General features: G+C 52.2%; 15 protein-coding genes. 10 read left to right on the top strand and 5 right to left on the bottom strand.

Features of this window, described 5'->3' with window-relative positions; genetic code table 11:
* Positions 1-215 (top strand): hypothetical protein (locus DTL42_RS26415; protein ID WP_199590183.1); only part of this gene is annotated, 215 nt, incomplete at its 5' end.
* Between the two features lie 136 nt (positions 216-351).
* Here the strand turns inward: DTL42_RS26415 and DTL42_RS19255 are convergent.
* The gene (locus DTL42_RS19255) at positions 352-759 is read right to left on the bottom strand and encodes a hypothetical protein (RefSeq protein WP_114371046.1); all 408 of its coding nucleotides are present in this window, start codon (positions 757-759) and stop codon (positions 352-354) included.
* A 400-nt stretch (positions 760-1,159) separates the two neighbouring features.
* Here DTL42_RS19255 and DTL42_RS19260 point away from each other — a divergent pair, with 400 nt between their 5' ends.
* Positions 1,160-1,837 carry a ParA family protein gene (locus DTL42_RS19260; protein WP_114371048.1) on the top strand — a complete coding sequence of 226 codons (678 nt, stop codon included), beginning with the start codon at positions 1,160-1,162 and terminating at the stop codon, positions 1,835-1,837.
* Positions 1,834-2,175 (top strand): hypothetical protein, encoded by a 342-nt coding sequence (locus tag DTL42_RS19265; protein ID WP_114371049.1) that lies wholly within the window; start codon positions 1,834-1,836, stop codon positions 2,173-2,175. The genes DTL42_RS19260 and DTL42_RS19265 overlap by 4 nt, the downstream gene beginning before the upstream one ends.
* Positions 2,176-2,316: 141 nt before the next feature.
* On the opposite strand, the gene DTL42_RS19270 is transcribed toward DTL42_RS19265, so the two are convergent.
* Complete coding sequence (locus DTL42_RS19270) at positions 2,317-3,495, bottom strand: glycosyltransferase family 25 protein (RefSeq protein ID WP_158545471.1); 1,179 nt, start codon at positions 3,493-3,495, stop codon at positions 2,317-2,319.
* 591 nt (positions 3,496-4,086) lie between these two features.
* Between DTL42_RS19270 and DTL42_RS19275 the strand changes: the two genes are divergently transcribed.
* From DTL42_RS19275 to DTL42_RS19285, 3 genes are read left to right on the top strand one after another with little or no spacing between them, the layout of a single operon-like run.
* On the top strand, positions 4,087-11,328 hold the full coding sequence (locus DTL42_RS19275; RefSeq protein WP_114371054.1) for an RHS repeat-associated core domain-containing protein: 7,242 nt from the start codon (positions 4,087-4,089) through the stop codon (positions 11,326-11,328).
* Positions 11,329-11,718 carry an SMI1/KNR4 family protein gene (locus DTL42_RS19280; protein WP_199590184.1) on the top strand — a complete coding sequence of 130 codons (390 nt, stop codon included), beginning with the start codon at positions 11,329-11,331 and terminating at the stop codon, positions 11,716-11,718.
* Complete coding sequence (locus DTL42_RS19285; RefSeq protein ID WP_114371056.1) at positions 11,711-12,265, top strand: RNA 2'-phosphotransferase; 555 nt, start codon at positions 11,711-11,713, stop codon at positions 12,263-12,265. The genes DTL42_RS19280 and DTL42_RS19285 overlap by 8 nt, the downstream gene beginning before the upstream one ends.
* Here DTL42_RS19285 and DTL42_RS19290 read toward each other — a convergent pair.
* Complete coding sequence (locus DTL42_RS19290) at positions 12,262-12,531, bottom strand: hypothetical protein (protein ID WP_114371058.1); 270 nt, start codon at positions 12,529-12,531, stop codon at positions 12,262-12,264. The two genes, DTL42_RS19285 and DTL42_RS19290, sit on opposite strands and share 4 nt — an antisense overlap.
* Positions 12,532-13,251: 720 nt before the next feature.
* On the opposite strand from DTL42_RS19290, the gene DTL42_RS19295 reads away from it, so the two are divergent.
* From DTL42_RS19295 to DTL42_RS19310, 4 genes are all read left to right on the top strand, one after another.
* Positions 13,252-14,655, top strand: coding sequence for a restriction endonuclease fold toxin (locus DTL42_RS19295; RefSeq protein WP_114371143.1), 1,404 nt, complete (start codon positions 13,252-13,254; stop codon positions 14,653-14,655).
* Between the two features lie 13 nt (positions 14,656-14,668).
* The gene (locus DTL42_RS27220) at positions 14,669-15,064 is read left to right on the top strand and encodes an Imm7 family immunity protein (RefSeq protein ID WP_158545472.1); all 396 of its coding nucleotides are present in this window, start codon (positions 14,669-14,671) and stop codon (positions 15,062-15,064) included.
* A 467-nt stretch (positions 15,065-15,531) separates the two neighbouring features.
* The gene (locus DTL42_RS19305; RefSeq protein ID WP_114371062.1) at positions 15,532-16,218 is read left to right on the top strand and encodes a hypothetical protein; all 687 of its coding nucleotides are present in this window, start codon (positions 15,532-15,534) and stop codon (positions 16,216-16,218) included.
* Positions 16,219-16,242: 24 nt separating this feature from the next.
* Positions 16,243-16,629 carry a hypothetical protein gene (locus DTL42_RS19310; protein WP_147274353.1) on the top strand — a complete coding sequence of 129 codons (387 nt, stop codon included), beginning with the start codon at positions 16,243-16,245 and terminating at the stop codon, positions 16,627-16,629.
* 283 nt (positions 16,630-16,912) lie between these two features.
* On the opposite strand, the gene DTL42_RS19315 is transcribed toward DTL42_RS19310, so the two are convergent.
* Together DTL42_RS19315 and trfA are read right to left on the bottom strand one after the other, a co-directional pair.
* A complete protein-coding gene (locus DTL42_RS19315; RefSeq protein ID WP_158545473.1) occupies positions 16,913-18,097 on the bottom strand; it encodes a glycosyltransferase in 1,185 nt (394 codons plus the stop codon).
* A 145-nt stretch (positions 18,098-18,242) separates the two neighbouring features.
* Positions 18,243-19,283 carry a plasmid replication initiator TrfA gene (gene trfA / locus DTL42_RS19320; protein WP_234824275.1) on the bottom strand — a complete coding sequence of 347 codons (1,041 nt, stop codon included), beginning with the start codon at positions 19,281-19,283 and terminating at the stop codon, positions 18,243-18,245.
* Between the last annotated feature and the right edge of the window lie 556 nt (positions 19,284-19,839).

Raw genomic sequence — 19,839 nt, forward strand, 5'->3', positions numbered from 1 at the left:
ATCTCGCCGAAGATGGCAGCCCGTTCTACAAGTTCACGATCGATACGTCCTATAAGGACTCCACGGGGAACTATCAGTCGACAAGCAGCTTCGGGCTCAGGGACGCTTTGTTAGTCGCCAAGATCGCTAACCTGGCCGATACGCGAATCCGCAAGCTTCAAGAAGTCGATCAGTCTACTTCTCGGATCAACGAGAATCACGAGGAAGAACTATAGGCTGTTACGACTAGGGCAGGCAGGAGTCAAATGGCTTCTGCCGGTTCCGAGTCTCCTAGCGTTTCTTAGGTTGGTCGCACGATATGAGATGAACAGCTCGTACAGGTGCTCACTTTTCAGTTTGAACGTCCGCTCTTTAGCGGTAATAACTAACTGAATAACTCCCGTAGGATTTCTCGTCCACCAAGAATCCATAGGCCTTCAAGAACAATTGAAATGACTCGTACAGTTCAGGAAAGGCATCTTCGCACGAATTACCCCTACTAAATTCGTCGACCACGATCCACCCTTCAGAATCGTCTCGCAACAGGCTTGTTCCGTTCCATCTAACTTCGAACTTGTAGCACCACTTATCGATAATCGAAATCAGCTCTTCTTCGGAGATTCCACCCGCTTTTCTCCACAATTCTGCAGCTTCCCTCGCAAGGGCGGATAACGCTCTGTTGACGATCATTTCATCGCCAAATTCGTCATCCTCCAATCCTTCCTTTTCTTGGACAAGTTGCAAAAACAACTGTTGTCTTTCATTCAACACATAGACCAAGGCTGCGAGCTCCTGTTTGAGATTGTTTCACGTCGAATCTGAATTGATACAGCAGTTTTCAGTAGGAGACCAGCTTCCGGTGAACTGGTAGATAAGTTTCCCCGGGAAAGTCAGGCGGCTGACTCCCCTACTGCGAGGCGTGATCAAACTCCCCTTCTATTGATACTATTTTTGGCAGGCGTTTCCTTGAAGGAGCTTCAAAGCTTTTTGGGCGGATAGATTCATGGCAGAAAGGGCAGCTTTCTAGCTGGCCAGCAATCTGGCAAGCTTGCTTACAAGACTGATTTCTCTCCATCTTTTCGAGTGGCCAACAGTCCGGACGGCATGGTGGCCCTGCAACAAACTACCCAGAAAACATTTCTGCTTGCCAGTCGGGAAGAATGGTGCTAATCAGGCTGGCATGACGATTATTGCTGTTGCCAACACAAAAGGAGGAGTCGGAAAATCGACCGCCGCCGTCCATATCGCTGCCTGGCTCCACGACCAGGGGCACAGCGTGCTATTAGCTGACTGCGATACGCAACACAGTTCCAGCGAATGGATTCGCGAAGCGTGCCCCGACGTAAAGACGGTAATCTTGGATAAGCCGGATGACATTCTCAACGAATTGCCTGCCCTGGCCCAGGAAACCGATTTTGTCGTAGCTGATGGACCTGGCAGCCAGACCGAAACGAGTAGGGCCTTGTTGTTGAGGGCCGATCTGGCGGTCGTCCCGTGCAAGGCAAGCATGCTAGAGATTCGAGCCTTGGCGAAAGCAACTGAAGTCCTGCGACAGGCTCAGGACATCCGAGGTGGTCTGCCTAAGGCGATTATTGTGCTCAGCATGGTCGGCAAAAAGTATCGTCTTACCCAAGACATGATCGAAGCGGCGGCGGCCTTGAATCTTCCGATGGCCAAGACGCCGCTTGTCCTGCGACAAATCTACGCTGATGCTCCCGGTCAAGGAGCACTTGTTTGGCAAATGGGAGCCCGTGCCCGTGAAGCCTCGATGGAGGCGAAACGCCTTTTCTCCGAGATTTTGCCTGAGGCCAAGGCAAAGAAAGTCAAAACCAAGCGAGAGGCAAGGAGGTCCGCATGAGCCCACGAAGATCTTTGGTGACCGGTCTTTCGGAAACACCCAATGTTACCGAACAGGAAAAGAAATTTGTGTTTGGTAGCGATGACGAATCGATGGAACCAATTACGGAATCAAAGTTGAACGCATTTGCCAAGATTGATAATTCGCAAAATACCGAGGAAGTCCTTCCGCAATATCGTGGCCGCGTGCCGTTGACAACGCGTTGTGATCCCAAGTTGGCGTCCGCCCTCAAAAGAGCTTCCCTGAAGCGACAACTCGAAGGCCTCGAAACTTGCCAGATCCAGGAGATCATTGAAGAAGCAGTTGAGACGTGGCTGAAAGAGCACGGATACTATTGATTTTTGTCCGAGTTAACCGATGAAATAGCCCTTTACCTTGCTTATCAACATTCATGCTCATCTCAGGCATCCCTGTCGAAAACTGACTGCTCGCCTAGCCCTCTTCTCTCGACTGGAGATTGCCAATACTTCTGGGCGACATCATTCTGTTTTCTTTACAAAGCTAATTGCTTCTTGCTGCTGCTCTGAACTGGGATTAAGTTTCAGAAACTTCACAATTTCACGGATGACGGTCTCTGGCTCACGCAGCAACTCGGTGAAGTCCACTCTGAGGCGTGAGGTATTTAATTCCTGCAAAGCCTGATCACGTTGGCTGAGCATTCGTGGAAGCACGTAATCGATCGCCTCAATCGGCCATCCCCAATATGCGTTCTGCAAAGACCGCTTTGACTCCTCGATAGGTCGATCCACGACAATGAATTTCGGGTTATCCCAAGCTTGGACTAGTTCCGGTACCAGCATGGAAAGAATAGGATGTTTGCCACCGAGGCAGCTGGAGCTCTCAGGTGCTTCTCGGCAGCGTTTGTTGGCCCACCAACGCAGCAAGGGTACGGATTCCTCACTACCAATATCTCTCGATAACCAGGGTTCTTTGAAGATGTTTCGGCAAACGTCCCCTAACAGATCGTCCTCAAAGAATCCGGTTGGATTGTTGACGTTCGCGGGTTTCAAGTGGGAGCCGAGCTCAACGCCCAAATGCTGCAGCACGCCAGTCACGCAGCTCGTTCCGCCACGGTAGAGTCCGAGCACGGCGACCATCGGAAGCGAGATCTCGCCGCAGGTAAGTTCTTCGGCTCCCCACCAGAGGTTTCGCTCCTCTTTTTTGCGGGTGATGCTGCTCAGCCCTTCGATTTGACCGACCAGCCACTTGCGTGGCACAAACATTCCGCTTGAGTTCCGCTTGTGCCATTCGCCGTAATGGTGATCGATATGATGCCCCTCTTTCCAATCACGAGCCTCGTTGAGGTGCTGGTAAAGGCTGCGGATTGTTTCCCTACCTTGGACAGCATAACAATGCGTGCGATTGACGTTGAATGGCTGATAGACCCACTCATTGATTTTGCGAGGGAGCCGTAAATGTTGCTGTAAGTGCTGGCCCCCCAGGTAAATCATCTTCCACTGCTCGGGAAGGTGATGAAAAAACGAGTGACACGACGCCTCAAACTCTTCCACAAGAAACGCGTCGTCTTCCATGATGAGAACACGTTCCACACCGCTTGTTAGGCAGGTTTCCAGGATCTGGACGTGACTGCGGTAGCATCCCCAGGCTCCCTCACCTGCTGTCCACCAGGAGGGAGGCGGAGCAAGTTGACCATTCACTGCCGGGAATCGAACGATCCTTCCGAAAGGCCAGCGATCTCGCATCCGTTCGCAAAAAGCCTCCCAGCGGTCTTCCCGTGAGGGCAGATTTACCACGAAAGTAACGGGAAATATCTCTTCCAGAGAAGCGTTTTGGAGTGTCATGATCAGCGACAAGATTCTCGAAAGTGCTTATTCGATAAATTTTGCAAATTGCCTGTAACTGTATGGGCCTATTACAAAGCTAACAGCTTTGTGTATCTCCAGGAAAGATGGCGTGATAAATGGGCTGAAGGTTGCTCTGCGTGTTCACCGCAGCCCAAGCGTTTCGGCAAATGCAATTCGATCCTTGTACATAACTCCTTCATTTAATTGGGGTTAAGGCAATGCAAAGGTCGGGTTATTCGGCGACCTGAGGAAAAATCAAGAAAAACATTTGCAACTGAAACGAAAAAAAACTTATAACATGCATCATCGTTGAATTCCCCCCAAAACGAGTCCGCACGTAGGAGTGGAGGCTTGGTTGGGGTGCCGCTACATATCTGCATTCGTGTGGTGGTTACTAGGGAATGGATCTCCTTTTCTTCTTACCTTGCAGTACCCGAGGATCGGATGTCGTACGACCGCTCGTTCTGGAATCAGCTGTTAACCGGTTTTCCTGCCGTTTCGCCCAAAAAGGATAAGAAGAAGCGTCGAAATCGAGGTGCACGCAAGGCACAGCTCGAGACATTAGAGCATCGCCAGCTTTTGGCTGCGGACGCCAGCTTAGTCTTTGGCTCTCCGTCGGTGGTTGAGGAGGAATCGGGATCCGAGGTCGAGTCGGATGCTAATTCAAGCGGCTCAATTCTGTCGCTCTATGAGGATATGGCTAATGACGAGGAGATGACTTCAAGCACGATCGAGCAACCAGAACATGGCAAGATCGAACCCTTGGTTTTGGAAGGAGAGTCTTCATACCTGTGGTCCATACTTGAGGGTGAGGGAAGTTCGAGCGGGGGCTCTAGTGGTGGATCGAGTAGCTACAGCGGTGGATCGAGTAGCTACAGCGGTGGATCGAGTAGCTACAGCGGTGGATCGAGTAGCTACAGCGGTGGATCAAGTAGCTACAGCGGTGGATCAAGTAGTTCGGGTGGTAGCTCCGGCGGTTCCGGTGGCAGTTCAGGCGGATTCTCTGCGGACCTGTTCGACAAATCATTGGACGATCAAGAAGGAAACGGGACTACCCTTTGCGGTTGCAATGGGGTCTCCGGCGGCCAATCGAAGATGAGCGCGGCTAAGACGTCGTACAACACGTCTGGAGACCTGGTCCTATCCTTCAAAGTCGAAGTTTCCGCGGGAAGTGGCGTCAGTGATTCGGTAAGCCTGGCTGTTGATTTTGGAAACGCGTCAACTCAGACCGACTCGAAGAGTTTCACCGGCTCCGAAACTCTTGTCTTTACTTTTACCTATGATCGGGATGACGTTTCATCAGACGATGTTGCCAGCTATAAGGCAACCCTATCGTCGTCGAATCTTGTCGGTGGACCTCAAACAAAATCGGGCCAAGTCTACCTTGGGGAACAAGGGGTAAGTCTAGACAATGTCGCCAATCTTTCGCTATACAGCGGCGGAGCCCAATTCTCCTATGGCGATGAGAACGCGTTTTTCCCCTCGGACTCCAGCGGTGGTTTCGAGCCCGCGCCGGGAAGTTTCGCTACGCTCACACCAGTCAGTGGTGGCTACGAGTTAGTAGACAGGGAAAACAACAAATACGAATTCGATACGAATGGAAATATAACCGCCTCATCCGATGCACAAGGGCGTGAAACCTCGTATGGCTACACGACTATCGGGTCAACGCCTCGCCTAACTTCCGTGGTTTCGCCCTTCGAGTCGATTACTTACGGCTATACGGGCGACTTGTTGACGAGCATTATCAGTTCGCTTGGAACGTCGATGACGCTGGGGTATACCAGCGGCAAGCTGACTTCTGTCACGTTGGAAGATCCGGATGGAGCTGATCCTCTTCCCGCTCCAGTAACGACCTATTCGTACAACGTCGATGATCGAATCTCGACGGTGACCCAGGCCGGGTTGGTTTCCACTTACACTTACGACACGTTGGGGTACGTCGATTCGATCGAATATTCTGATGGTTCTTCCATTGATATCGTTTCTCCGCAATACGCCGCGAATACAACAGGAGAGTACACCGAGACCATCACCGATTCTCAAGGGATCGCTACTTCGTACACCTACAACGAGTTGGGTTATCTTATCAAGGAAGTCGATGCTCTAGGAAACGTTACAACATACGAGCGGGACGAGAATGGACTTGTGGAAACGTTAACGCTTCCCGATCCGGACGGAGCCGGTCCTCTCACATCGCCTGTTTACGCATATACCTACGACAGTCGCGGGAATATGCTAACCGAGACACTGCCTGACAGTTCGGTGAGAACCTGGGTTTACCATGCAACGTGGAATGAGCCAACAAAATACACCGATGCGACCGGAGAGATCACGCTCTATACCTACGACGCGACCTATCAGTTGTTGCTGACCGAGACCTTGGTGGTTGGTAACATTGATGACGGCGTCAATATGGAGACAAACGACCTTACGACCACCTACACTTACACCGCTGCCCCGTCCATCTCTTCCGATCCACCTCAAGGATTGGTCGAAACGATCACCGACCCAGACGGAGTGGTAACGGAGTACGAATACGACCAGTACGGCAATACAACGGACGTTACTTTTGCCTCGGGAACCAGCGACGAAGCCACGAAGAGTTGGACTTATGATTCGTACGGTTACTTTCTGACAGAAACCGATGAGCGCGGCAATACAACGACCTACACCTACGACGACCTACATCGGGTTTTGACGATGACGTCACCAGATCCTGACGGGGCTGGTGGCGTTGCGGCAACGGTCACTACCTACACCTACAACTCGATGCTCAAGGTCAGTTCGGTTGACGTGAATGGTCGTACAACCACCTACGGTTATGACTCAAAGGGGCGACTCGACGAGATCACAGAAGAAGATCCAGATGGCGCAGGAGCCCTCACTTCACCCGAGACGTCGTACACGTACGATTCGTCGGGCAACGTGCTCACCGAAACGGATCCACTGGGGAACGTCACCACGTATGGTTATACCGACGGCCTGCTCACCAGTATCACCCTCCCCGATCCCGATGGCGCGGGTGGGCTGTCAGCTCCCGTCACCTCCTACACCTACAATGCAGTAGGACGCGTCCTTACGGAAACCGACCCGCTCAGTGGTGTTACCACCTACACTTACGACAATCTCGGGCGAGTCACCGGCGTCTCGCTGCCAGATCCTGATGGTGTAGGTTCTTTGACGTCGCTTTCCAGTTCCACGAGCTACGACGCATTCAGTCGTGTCACTAGCTATACTGATTTCGATGGTGTCACGACAACATACACCTACGACTCCGAAGGAAACCTGCTCACCGAAACGACTCCGTTAGGTACGACAACCTATACCTACGACGATCTTTATCAGCTAGTCGAAGTCGAAACGGAAGATCCCGACGGAGCTGGGCCTCTGGCTGCTTTGGTCACCACGTACACCTATACAGCCATGGGACAGGTTGCCTCGAAAACAACTTCGAAGGGGACGACGAGTTATACTTATGACCATCGAGGTCGTCTGAAAACGGTTACTGAGCCTGATCCAGATGGAGCTGGAGCGCAGACAGCTCCGGTTACAAGTTATACCTACGACGATGTCGGAAACTTGTTGACCACCACCGACCCACTGGGACATGTCACGACTTACGTCTACGACAATCTCAACAATCTTACCCAAGAAACTTTGCCCGATCCCGATGGTGCCGGAGCTTTAACCTCGCCTGTAACGACGTACGAATACAATGTGTTCGGAGAACTCGTCAGCGTCACCGATCCCAATGGAGGCGAGACGACCTATACCTATGATAATTTGGGCCGCCTGATCACTCTGACGGAACCAGATCCCGATGGTGGCGGGGCCCTCTCGGCTGCCGAGATTACCTACGTATACGACGCCGCTGGTCAACTTACCAGTGAGACGGACCAGCTGGGCAACACGACCACTTACACCTACGACAACTTGGGCAGGCTCATCACCGAAACCTTGCCCGATCCGGATGGTGCAGGTTCAGCGACCTCGCCTGTGTATAGCTACACCTATGACGCGGCGGGGAATTTGTTGACGGCTACTGATCCTCTTTCCCGCACCACCACCTATACCTACGACACCATGGGGCGGCTGCGAACAGAGACCCTCCCCGATCCGGATGGTGGTGGCTCACTCTCGGCGCCGGTTACCACCTACACCTATAACACCCGAGGGCAACTGGCGAGTGTCACCGACGCCGAATCTCAGACGGTGAGTTACACCTATAACTCAGCCGGGCTAACGGCGACCATGACCGATCCATTTGGCACCACGGTCTACATCTACGATGCCTTGGGCCGTCAGATTGCCATCTACGAGCCCGATTATGATGGCGCGGGATCCCAGTTGGCCCCGGTGACCTTGTTTGAGTACAACGACGACGGGGAACTAGCAGCCGTCATTACTCGGGATGGCAAGACCAGTTACGAGTATGACAACCTGGGAAGAATTATTTCGGTCACCGAAGCCGATCCAGACGATTCGGGGCTCGCTTCCGGTACCGGGCTTGGCTCGGGGACGGGAGTCACCGGCTCGGCCTCGGGCGGGGCAGAGATTGTTGTGACCGATGGCGTTGTTTCGGGCGTCGTCCTTACCGACGGTTCTTCCTCGGTGAGCTTCGGGGCAGTCGACATTGGTAAATACGCGATCCGAACATTCGAGATCGCAAATATCGGTGGCAGCGATCTATTGATTAGCTCGATCACCCTCCCAAGTGATTTCAAGATCATTTCTTATTCCGATGAGGAAGTAGCCCCAGGTGAGTCAACCACGATCACCGTGCGATTCGCTCCCACGTCGATCGCCTCCTATTCGGTCGCTTTGACAATCAATAACAATGATAGCGATGAGTCGTCATTTGAAATTCAGCTTACCGGTTCGGGGCAAGCGAGTTCCAACGGTAGCGAAGCAGCGGCTTCGACGAGCTACGTCTACAATTCAAACGGTCGGATCACGAGTGAAACTGATGCCCTGAGCAATACCACGAGCTATCTATACGACAATCTTGGTCGACTGACCAAGAAGACCGACGCGGAAGGTGGCGAGACGGAATATACCTACGATGCCAACGGCAATATGCTGACTCTGACCGATCCTGAGGAGAATGTCACAACCTGGACGTACGACTACCTGAATCAGGTTCTCACCGATACGAACCAACTGAGTGACGTTCGCAGCTACGAATATGATGCGGCTGGCAACCTGACAGAGTATACCGATCGCAACGGCCGGGTTACCGAGTACATTTACGATGATTTACAGCGCCGCACAGCCGAAAAGTGGATGGATGGAGCCACCGTCCTCCATACACTTTCCTACGCGTACGATGCCGCTTCTCAGTTGACCAGTGCGTCCGATTCCGCGGCCACCTACACGTTCACTTACGACAACTTAGGGCGCGTAACGAATACCGAACACGACCTGGCAGCCCTAGGTTTTGATGTCGATTTGGAGGAAGCGTACGATTCGCTCGGTCGTCGCACGGGCCTAACGGCAGTCGTGGATGGCGCCGATGACCTGGCGAATGAATATACCTACGACTACTGGAATCGTCTCACGCGAGTCACCCAAGGAGGCACGGGCGGATCCGGCGGAAGTGTTGTCGCGGAAAAACGGGTCGATTTTACGTACGATGCCGAAGACGATTATCAATTTGCATCGATTACCGCCTATGCCGATCTAGCTGGCTCGGAACTGGTTTATACGAGCGGCTATACCTACGATCGTGCCGATCGACTGACCGCATTGAGCTACCAAGATAGTAGCAGTTCAACGCTTGCTGGTTACACCTGGGGCTTCGACTCGGCAAACCGCTTGACCGATTTTACGGTGACCGGATATTCGGCCGAGAATGCCACGTACAGCTACGATGACACCAGTCAATTAACGGGAGCCGACCGCAACGGCACGTCCAACGATGAGTCGTACGCCTACGATAGTAATGGCAATCGTACGAGCTACACCATTGGGGACAACAACCAAATCACTTCCGACGGGACGTACAGTTACACGTACGACGACGAAGGGAACCGTCTTACCAAGACTAACATCTCGACGGGCGAAGTGATCGAGTACCAATGGGACTATCGCAACCGCTTGACCGGCATCACCACAAAGGATAGTGGCGGCTCAGTCACCCATGATGTTGACTACACATACGACATCTTCAATCACCGCATCGTGAAAACGATCGATGCCGATGGGGCTGGCAGTGGTACGGCCACCAAGGAGGTTTACATCTATGACGGACTTCGCGAAGAAATGGGCAACGCGGGGGATCACATTCTGTTCGCGTTTGATGAAAGTGATGACTTAATCGACCGCTTTCTGTATGGGGCCAGCGTTGACCAGATATTAGCCCAAGAGGAAGTCACCAGCACCAGTAGTGCAGGAGATGTTCTCTGGGCTTTGAGCGACAATTTAGGGAGTATCCGCGACGTTGCTTCTTATAACCCTGTCACCGATACAACGACAATTGTTAATCATCTCGCCTACGATGCGTTCGGCAACGTTACTTCGGAAAGTAACACCGCAATCGATCTACTTTTCGCTTACACGGGACGTGAACGCGACGAAGAAAGTGCGTTGCAGTACAACCGGGCAAGGTACTACGACACTGGGACAGGACAGTGGATTAGCCAAGATCCGTTGGGGTTTGATGCTGGGGATGAGAACCTGTATCGATATGTCGGCAACACCGTATTAGTATTTAGTGACCCCTCTGGCCTTGAGGAAAGAACGTGGGGAAGGTTCCTCTACGAAGAAGTAAATCCTTGGGGATTTGGCGAAACAAGAGGTAAACAGATTGGTGAAGGAATTGGCGCATGGGCCAACATTCCTAATGATATTCGCCGCTTTAAGAGTCGATTAAAATCGACGAATGATCTTAAACGTCGCGCAACTGCTAATATGGCTGACCCAAGATCTATCAATGTGAATTTTGATGGGCCCTTGATGGATGATTATCGCAAGAGCCGCAAGCAAATGATGGATCGCGGAAGAGATGATGTAAATAACGCAGTCAAGGAAGTGACAGAAGGAGCAATTGCAGCTGCTGAATTAACCGAAGCATGCCTAACCACGGCAATGGGAGGCCTCCCAGGTAGTAAGGGAAATGTTGTAAAGGAGGTAGCAACAGATGGTTTGGAAGCAGCGGCTGGAGCTCTTGGAAAAAAAGGAGCAAAACAAGTAACGGAGGAAGCGGCGGGCCAGGGAGCAAAGCAACTTGACAATGTCGCGAGTTCGGCTAAAAATGCCCCAACAACATTATCGAAATCGGCTGATGATATTCGCTTCTCTCAAAACTCGGTGTCGTTCAATAAGGTGGACCGAGTTACGGGCAAACCGTTCACTTACAACGACCTTGTCGAGAGTATGCGAACGAAGGGATGGCAAGGTGATCCAGTCGATGTTGTTCGCATGCCAGACGGTCGTTTGACAAGCATGGACAACACCCGTATTCGTGCGGCACGTGAAGCCGGAATTGAAGTGAAGATGCAGGAAAGAGCATTCGATGCTCCTCTGACGCTAGCCGAAGTAGAGAGATTCTCACATTCTGGTAACGTGCCTTCGACGTGGGGAGAAGCGATCCAAATACGCATTGGTCGTCAGTCTGGCGGATTTGGTAGTAAGACCCCCTATGGCAGCAACACGCTGCCACGCCCAACTGGAATGCCGGAGTAAATGATGCCTGAATTCTATTTGTTTGATGACTACCCACGTTTCATAGGATTCCGGTTCCCAGCGAGCTATCTGCAGTTGGTGCGAGATGGATTACCTGACATTGAACCATGGGGATGGCTCGCACCTTACAAGAGGAACTCGATTTTTTGGGCGGACACGTTGAAGGAGCAATTCCCGAATCGTGAACTTGTACCCTTTGCCAAAGACGGAGGATCGGATGATGTGGCATGCTTCGATGGTGCCGACACATCAGGTGACCCGAGAGTGCTTTACATCCACAGTTTTTGCTCTCCGGGTTTTGAGAGTCGAGGGGTAGCAAAAAACTTCACTGAGTGGCTAGAGCAAATCGAGAAGATAGCGAAGGAGTTTAAGGCGACAGAGAATGAATAGCACAGTTGATTTGAGCAAAGCGGTTTCCCACGCCCTTCGCCACGAGCCGTGGCTCTATGAATTGGAACTGGATAGTGAAGGATGGACGCCGGTTGAGTCGCTTCTTTCTGCCTTGAGAAAAGAGCGTTCAGAATGGAGCGAGTTATGTGCGGCTGATCTCGCTCACATGATCGCAGCCTCATCGAAGCGTCGTCACGAGATGGAGAACAACAGGATTCGTGCCATCTATGGACACTCCGTCGCTGGCAAGTTGAAGAAGACGCCAGCCACCCCACCCGACGTGTTGTTCCACGGAACCAGCCCCAACGTGCTTCCACAAATTCTGTCGGCAGGACTAATGCCAATGAAGCGGCAATACGTCCACCTTTCGACCGATGAAGCTACGGCCCTCGAAGTTGGCAGACGAAAGAGCAAGGCACCGGTGATTCTCCGAGTGCTGGCAAAGGAAGCCACAGCGAACGATGTCCGTTTCTATGAAGGCAATGAAAAGGTCTGGCTGGCCGATTCAGTTCCACCAGAGTTCATTGAATTTGAGTCGGCAGGCTAAGTCGGACGCTTCTGCATCACAATCTTGGCAGGCTGTGCCGGTTTGAATGGCTGGAGCTTGGCTGGTTGAGCAGGCTTCCACGGCTTGAACACCGGCACGCCTGACGGCGGCGGCTTGGGCTTCTTGCTCAAGCTCTTGTTCACCGCTGAATCCCGTGGCAACGGATTCATTTTCGACAGCCCGATCACGGCATTCTTGTCGTTGAGCCAAAGCCCTTCGCATTGCCGCCGCTCTCGCTCTGCCAGCCATTCGTGAAACGTCTTCATGCTGGTATCTACGCACCGGCGGGCTCTTTCCCATGCGTGCGTGAGCCGTCGGGTGCCCCGGGCATCTTGCCCGGGTTTGGATGCCGTTTCGCTTTTCTGAAGTTCACGGTTGCTCGAGGCAAACTGGCCACGAAGTCCAGAGCAGCAGAAACCCGCCTGACTCTGCCGCTGCTAAATTGCCTAGTTGGGCATCTCCCTGCTTCCCAAAACACGGGCCAGAGGCACCGTGGCACACCGGGAGGTTTCATTAGCAGCCAGTGCCACCCGGCCGGTATACCGCTTATTGGAACTGGCAAAGACTTATACGAGGCCTACAGTGGCGGTCGTTTGATCGACGACCAGGAACTCTCTACCGAAGAGCGAATCACACGTGGCCTATTCGCGGCCGCTGACGTCGGCTTAGGAGCAAAAGCGTCAGGCCTAGCAGGAGAAGTCTTGGATGCCGCCAGATCAGCGAAAAACGCGAGGAGAGGCCTTAAACAGGGTAGCAACGCGAGAAGAGCAGGTAACTCTTTGCGTACTTCCAAGAACCCAACCAAGAGTTCTCGTGGACTTTCAAAGACTTCAGATCAGGTCGGTTCTCAGTCTCGCAAGAATCCTTGTCCCAGCGACCGGACATGTTTTGTGGCAGGCACCCCAGTTCTGCTTCATACAATTGAAAATTCCAATGCAGAGTTTGTTAGCCTAGAATCTTCAGAATCGGATTACGGTTCTTTAGCGATGGCTGGCTTCGTCACGTTTGTTGGTTATGCTGGCTGGCGAATGCAGCGGCGAAAACGAAATCGACAATGGCAACCTTTCTCACTACGGTGGGAACGAGAAGAGTCCAACGATAAGAAACTGAAGCCGAAGAAACTTGTGATGGAAAAACTCAACGACACAAACGAGCTGCCCTCTGTCGGAGTCTCGTGTGTAGCGACCTCTGCTAATCACGCGAAAGCGTTGGCTTCCGAGCCGCCCGTTCCACCGCTTCGTAGCGTGGGTGGTGAATTTTGGGGTTGGATCTGGTTGGCCCTCTGCTTATCGGTCGCCTCCGTCTTTGCTTATACGGGGCTCCAGCCATCTTCCAGTGGTTTACCAACGGCGGTCGCTTCCTCGAATACGGAGCCAACTTCGACATCGTCGACCATCGCAATTGAAAAGATTCGCGTAGGGAATCGAATTGCAGGGGCGTTCACCTCCGCAGAAATGGTGGGGCAAACCGAAGTCAATCCTGCCACCTGGAAACTGCTGCGATTGCGTTCCGAGATGCACTGGGAAGACGGTACGCTGGATGTCGTCAACGTCGAAACTTTGCAGTCCCCGGAATGGATCGAAACGTTCCAGGCTCAAGTCGGCAGCAACGTTCCCATACCGCTCGATCTGGTGGAAATGGGGCTACCGGAAGACTTGATGGCTACGGTTCGTGAGATCGAACCTTGCCCGCCCATTACCAAGGGGCCTGGTCGGGTAGTGCTGACTACCGTCGATCATTTGAATAACGACGTCCACGAACTGACGCTCGTCACACCAGAAGGCGTGACGGAATCGGTTCGCCCGACCGGCTTTCACAAAGTCTACCGAGCTACCGATGATCGCTGGGTTTCCGTATGTGAACTTCGCGAAGGGGATGAACTGCAAGGCCCCAATGGCCCGCTATGGGTGCAATCCCTCACTAAAGTTCCGGGTGTCCACCGCGTCTACAACATGACCGTGGAAGGGGAGCATGTTTATCGTGTTTCAACTCTTGGGGCTTTGGTGCATAATACTTGTCCTCCGGGAGATGGAGCAGATGTCCCAAACGATGGACTCGGCAAGCTCGTCAAGGTTGATAGTCCCGACCCTGCGGCCGATGCGCTGGCCAAACGATTGGGAGGTGAGTCACGAGTAAAGTTTTCTAACGGCCCAGACAATGAGTTCGATGCCGTCAGTGATCTCTATGTTGCTCAATCGAAGCCAGCGAACTTCGTGATAAACAAGAAGTTTCGAGATCAGGCAAAAGCAACTTTTGAGACGGCCATTCAGAGTGGGCGAAAACCGTACTTTCACTTTGAAGGTCCTCCGCACCGAGATGTCTTGCGGAAGCTCGAAGAGTATGGCAAACGGTACGGAGTTGATCCTGTCATCGACATTACACCCCTTTGAATTGAGCAAGACCATGTACGAGTACCATCTTTGGATTGAACTCAGCGAATCAACGGAAGAATCTGATTGTGGGCAGCTTGACTCAAAGGTCGAATCGCTGAGAGCAATTGTACGTGACAAGTTAAACTGCAAGCCCAATGACTGCATTGTCCATGTGAACTACTCCAAGGTCTTTCAGTGTTCAGGAGGTGCTAATCATCGAGGAACGGATCACGATAAGTTGTTAGACGTGCTGCAACGTTTGGTTGAACTTCTTCCGGGGAGTCATGGTCTCGTATATTGGTCAGATGATGAATGCACCGGAAATGCTGTCTTTGATGGGTACAAGGTACTCGTAGTGGCAAGGGGCGAAGTACACGAGAGGTTAGACCCGTTTCTCTCCCCAAGAAAACCAGTTGTCGAAGACTGAATAGTTGATTTGATCTTTCGATCGATCTTCGCAGGCTGTGCCGGTTTGAACGGTTGCAGCTTGGCCGGTTGAGCAGGCTTCCACGGCTTGCGGTGTTGTCTCTTGTCGGGCGGCACGCCTGACGGCGGCGGCTTGGGCTTTTTGCTCAAGCCCTTGTTGACCGCTGAATCCTCGGCAACGGGTTCATCTTCGATAGCCCAATGACGGCGTTTTTGTCATTGAGCCACAAGCCTTCGCATTGCCGCCGCCAGGTGCCCCGGGCATCTTGCCCGGGTTTGGATGCCGTTTCGCTTCTCGGAAGTCCACGACTGCTAGAGGCAAACTGGCCACGGACTGCATAGCAGCAGAAACCAGTCTGACTCTGACGCTGCTTAATTACCTAGTTGGGCATCTCCCTGCTTCCCAGACACGGGCCAGAGGCACCGTGGCACACCGGGAGGTTTCCTTAGCAGCCAGTGCCACCCGGCGTGACGGAATCGGTTCGCCCGACCGGCTTTCACAAAGTCTACCGAGCTACCGACGATCGCTGGGTTTCCGTATGTGAACTTCGCAAAGGGGACCAGCTGCAAGGCCCCGATGGTCCGCTATGGGTACAATCCCTAACGAAAGTTCCCGGAGTCCACCGTGTCTACAACATGACCGTGGAAGGGGAACACGTTTACCGTGTTTCGACTCTCGGGGCTTTGGTTCACAATAATACCTGCAAGCCGGGGGATGGCACAGATGCCCCAAACGGCGTGGATTTTGACGCTGGACGAGTTCCCGGTCCGAATCCCAACAACCTTCGGCAACGGGCCGTCGATACTCCGACGAAAGGTGAAGGGGGCGTGTACTTGAAACCGGAATCGGGGCGAACGAAGACTGGATCAACAAACGATTTCCAGAAACGTTACGGAAAGTCACCTCAAGATGGGATTGAAGTCGAGATTCCTCAAACGAAGACAGGTCCACCCCGGGGAGTGGATGATAGCGCATATCCCTGGAATGCTCGTGCGCAGCGGAGGTTTGACGAAGAATACATAGATCGCATGCAACCTCCCAATGTGAGGTATCGCGATCCCAATAACCCGGTGTCGCCGGTAACACAAGAGAAGTGGGAGAAGTTTCGCCACATCTTTGGCTACGGCGATCTTCCCGCTGACTTTGGATACTGATCGGAAATCACAGGTAGGATGAAAATGAGAGATGCTCTAAAGAGATTGCTTAATCTCCTTGACGAGATTGGAAACGAACATGAAGAATTGTTCGACTCAGATGTTCGGCAGAATATAAGAAACGCCATCATGGAAGGATTTGTTCGTCACCGATTGAAATACGAGATTCCGCAAGATTTCGGAATGTTCTCTGAGGATGGCAATACGGCCGTTCGTAATGCCATTTCAGAATATGTTGCGACTGGGAACAAGAAAGCTGACGAATTGGAAATCAGAACATTTCATGATCGACTGAATGTCATGCAGGACGACTCCGTATGCAGCGTCAATGGGAATGACTATGAGGAGTTCCTTGGGCATTCAAGGGGTGAGTTCTTTGATGAAGTTGGCAATGTAATTCGCACGCAGTGAACTACCGTAGCATCACGATCTTCGCAGGCTGTACCGGTTGGACAGGCTTCCACGGCTTGCGGTGTTGACTCTTCGCGGGCGGCACGCCTAACGGCGGCGGCTTGGGTTTCTTGCTCAAGCTTCAAAAAGGATATCCAATGTTCCTGATAAATATTTGTGCCTAAATCAGGCGTGTCGAAACCGTTTTCACGTCTAACCGGGCCTGCCCCTGTTCTTCGCTAACTCGATCAGAGATCGGATTGTTATCTATCGCCAATTTCTTTTCATTAACACACTGGCTCAATTACGCATGATTCCAGACATTTTCAAACTCATGCAGTGTCGACTCCATCGACCATCGTTTCGATTGAGAAACACACCGGCTTGAGACATCTGAATCGACATCATCCCAAAGCTGTTCAATTGCCTCAATCCAAGGAGCAATTTCCTCATCCTTCAGCATTACTGATGTTGAATTCATCAATCGAGTAGTCAGATCAACGAGCCTGCCTGAGTCGCCGACCACCTCGGGTAAAGCCCCGCAATTGCTTGCCACAACGGGTATTCCATTTATCATCGCCTCGGCGGCCACACGACCGAACGTCTCCTGCACCACGGATGGAACTAACATCACTTTCGTAACTCGTAAGTAATCGCGGGGGTCGGGCGTATTCGCCATACGGAAGAGGTTGTGGGAAGATAGCCGAACACCAGCCTGAGCCAACAGGTGTCCCTTGGCTCGCCCCTCAACAACCAGCAAAGGAATATCTGGCCGTTTTCGCTGCAACACTTCCGCGATCTTGGCAAAAATAAAAAGCCCTTTGGCTGGCTGTGGATTGACGAAGGTGAGATATTTGGGCTCACGCTTATCGCTGCAAAGATAACGCTCTGGCGGAATCAAGGGGTACAAAGGAACTCCCTCAATTCCCAATGTTCTTCGGCACCATTCGGCATGAAAGTTCGATTGAACAATCGTGCAATCCACCTTCTCGAACATCTTACCATTGGTGTAAGCGCAGTTGCACAGAAAGAAGACCGTTTTGGCTCCGTGCTGGTGAGCAATGTCCATCATTGGCTGAAACATCCAGAAGCCACCATACGTAATCACCATGTCTGGCTTCCAGTTCGCTACCAGATCACGGTACGAACTAAGCCAAGCCTCCCCAACGGCGTGATTTGGGTCTGCCTGGGGATGTTTCGGAATCCAAATCCCTCCTTCGATTCCTCCCGTTCGAAACATGCATAATCGAAAGCCTTCACCTTGATGCGACGCACGATACGTTTTGAACGGAATCCCTTGTTCTCGGAGCAACTCTTCATTGGTCTTCGCCCCCTCGAAGTCGAGTCGAGGGCCACAGAGCACACGAACCTCCGTATCACGACTTGCCAAAGCTTCCATCAAATCCCTAAGAGAAATCGCCGCCCCACTAGAAGTGTCGACGTAGGAATGATAGAGGGCGACCAGGATACGTTTCTTGGTGCGAGTCATGCCAGTCATTATTGCCAAAGTGAGGACTTTTCAATTTGTTTGAGCAATTCATTGTAGCGATTGGAATCACCAACTTGAACGCAAGGCCGAAGGCATTTTCAACCTCCTATGTTTCAATTCCCCTTACCCGGTCTTCCTCGCCGTTTCAGAGAGATCCACGCTTTTCAACAACCTTCCGGCAAAACCCCACAAAGGCCGCATCGGGATATTGCGGCGGCTCGGTGATCCACCCTCGCCATTCTTGCTCCAAGAGATAAACATCCCAGCCCGGAGCGGCTTGTTTTGCAATTACATAGGTTTCGGGTTTCAGTGGCGGAATGACGATCTCCTCTCCATTTGAGATCGAATCAGGCACTGTCCCCCGATTCGCAAAGATGACCATGTCCCCTTCCAGGGAAATTAAGTAGTCAGGCATGTGATTGAATTTTCGGTCCTCGTCCACAATGGCCTTGATCAGGCGTCTAAACTCCTTCAACGTAGAACTGGAACCACATTTGAGCTGCAGTTTCTCCAGTGAAATTCGCCACTGGCTTTGTCGACCGCAATGCTTGCGGGCGATTTCATACGCCCGACGTTCGAGTGGTTTTCGCAGGCGAAAGTAATTCCGACTGAGCGTGAGAACTTCCTTGTGTTCAATCGCGGCGTAGACCCAATCGGAGAGTTTAATTTCGACGTCCTGCATTCTGCCGTCGCGGGTTTCCCGCACGATCTTGGCACGTTCGATCAACCCAAACGTTTCAAATTCTTCTTGGCCGCCCGCTAGGATGTTGGTGCTGATCCGCGTTCCCGATAGACGTTCTAGGGCAGCCTTGAGGCCCAAGTAGGCTTGCCCGTTCGTCATGCGATTCGTTGCCTTAAGTAAGTCATGAGCTTTGAAGCGAACTACCTGCGAGATCGGCTTCCCTTCGTTCCATGATGCCATCAGTTGCGAGATGCAGTAGATGAGAATGTCGCGATCGTGAACCGTCGCTAGACCATCGGCGGACGGCTTGATTTCAAGATAGTTGCACCCGTTTTCGTAACGGCGAACCCGGTGATCGGGTTTTGTGGAGAGCGAAAACACGGGATGCTCCATGCTGGCCATGTCACCGCGAGGGGAAGCGTCAAATATGTCGCAGACGAAGAAGTCCGGCGTCGGATGGCGGTCAGGAAGAAGAGGAGAACGGAGATCGGCGGAAGAATTCACAAGCGTCCTGGGTTCGATATTTCACACACCTTTTCCAACTATCGATGTTTCACCCACCCGTCAAGATGTTTCGATATTCTGCCCACTAATCTTCGACGGTTTACCCACCGCGTTTCGATATTTCACCCACCGGGCGTTCTTAAAACGGGCCGAACTTCAAGGGCTTGCGAGATGCTATCCACAGCGTAACACTTATTTCTAACTCTATTTAACACACCAGGGACCTGTGGATAACTCGCTGGTGCCTGGGCGTGGGACACACGCTCGACCAGATTCATGCCCCATAATTACCATCCGCGATTTGAGTTCGTTCCGTAATTGGCTTGGCAGGGGATTCTTTGCCTGGAAACATCGTCATCTCAAAACGCCTGTTTCTGCACGCGGAGAGACTGAACTCCCGAAATTGGCTGGGACACCACCTCCACAGGTGAGTTGATACTTCCTGAGGCAAATCTCGCCGATTTAGAGCCATTTTGTATCCAGGTAAGGATTCCAATCAACACCATTCATCACAAATCGTTTCCGAATCAGGGCGACTCCCTCGTCTTATCCCTGG

The organism is Bremerella cremea (genome assembly GCF_003335505.1).
Lineage (GTDB): Bacteria > Planctomycetota > Planctomycetia > Pirellulales > Pirellulaceae > Bremerella > Bremerella cremea_A.

What these genes read in the sequence shown, in the direction of transcription:
- DTL42_RS19260 (WP_114371048.1), top strand. Translation starts at nt 1,160, where the DNA reads ATGACGATTATTGCTGTTGCCAACACAAAAGGAGGAGTCGGAAAATCG.
- DTL42_RS19265 (WP_114371049.1), top strand. Translation starts at nt 1,834, where the DNA reads ATGAGCCCACGAAGATCTTTGGTGACCGGTCTTTCGGAAACACCCAAT.
- DTL42_RS19275 (WP_114371054.1), top strand. Translation starts at nt 4,087, where the DNA reads ATGTCGTACGACCGCTCGTTCTGGAATCAGCTGTTAACCGGTTTTCCT.
- DTL42_RS19280 (WP_199590184.1), top strand. Translation starts at nt 11,329, where the DNA reads ATGATGCCTGAATTCTATTTGTTTGATGACTACCCACGTTTCATAGGA.
- DTL42_RS19285 (WP_114371056.1), top strand. Translation starts at nt 11,711, where the DNA reads ATGAATAGCACAGTTGATTTGAGCAAAGCGGTTTCCCACGCCCTTCGC.
- DTL42_RS19290 (WP_114371058.1), bottom strand. Translation starts at nt 12,531, where the DNA reads ATGAAGACGTTTCACGAATGGCTGGCAGAGCGAGAGCGGCGGCAATGC.
- DTL42_RS19295 (WP_114371143.1), top strand. Translation starts at nt 13,252, where the DNA reads ATGGCTGGCTTCGTCACGTTTGTTGGTTATGCTGGCTGGCGAATGCAG.
- DTL42_RS27220 (WP_158545472.1), top strand. Translation starts at nt 14,669, where the DNA reads ATGTACGAGTACCATCTTTGGATTGAACTCAGCGAATCAACGGAAGAA.
- DTL42_RS19310 (WP_147274353.1), top strand. Translation starts at nt 16,243, where the DNA reads ATGAGAGATGCTCTAAAGAGATTGCTTAATCTCCTTGACGAGATTGGA.
- DTL42_RS19315 (WP_158545473.1), bottom strand. Translation starts at nt 18,097, where the DNA reads ATGACTCGCACCAAGAAACGTATCCTGGTCGCCCTCTATCATTCCTAC.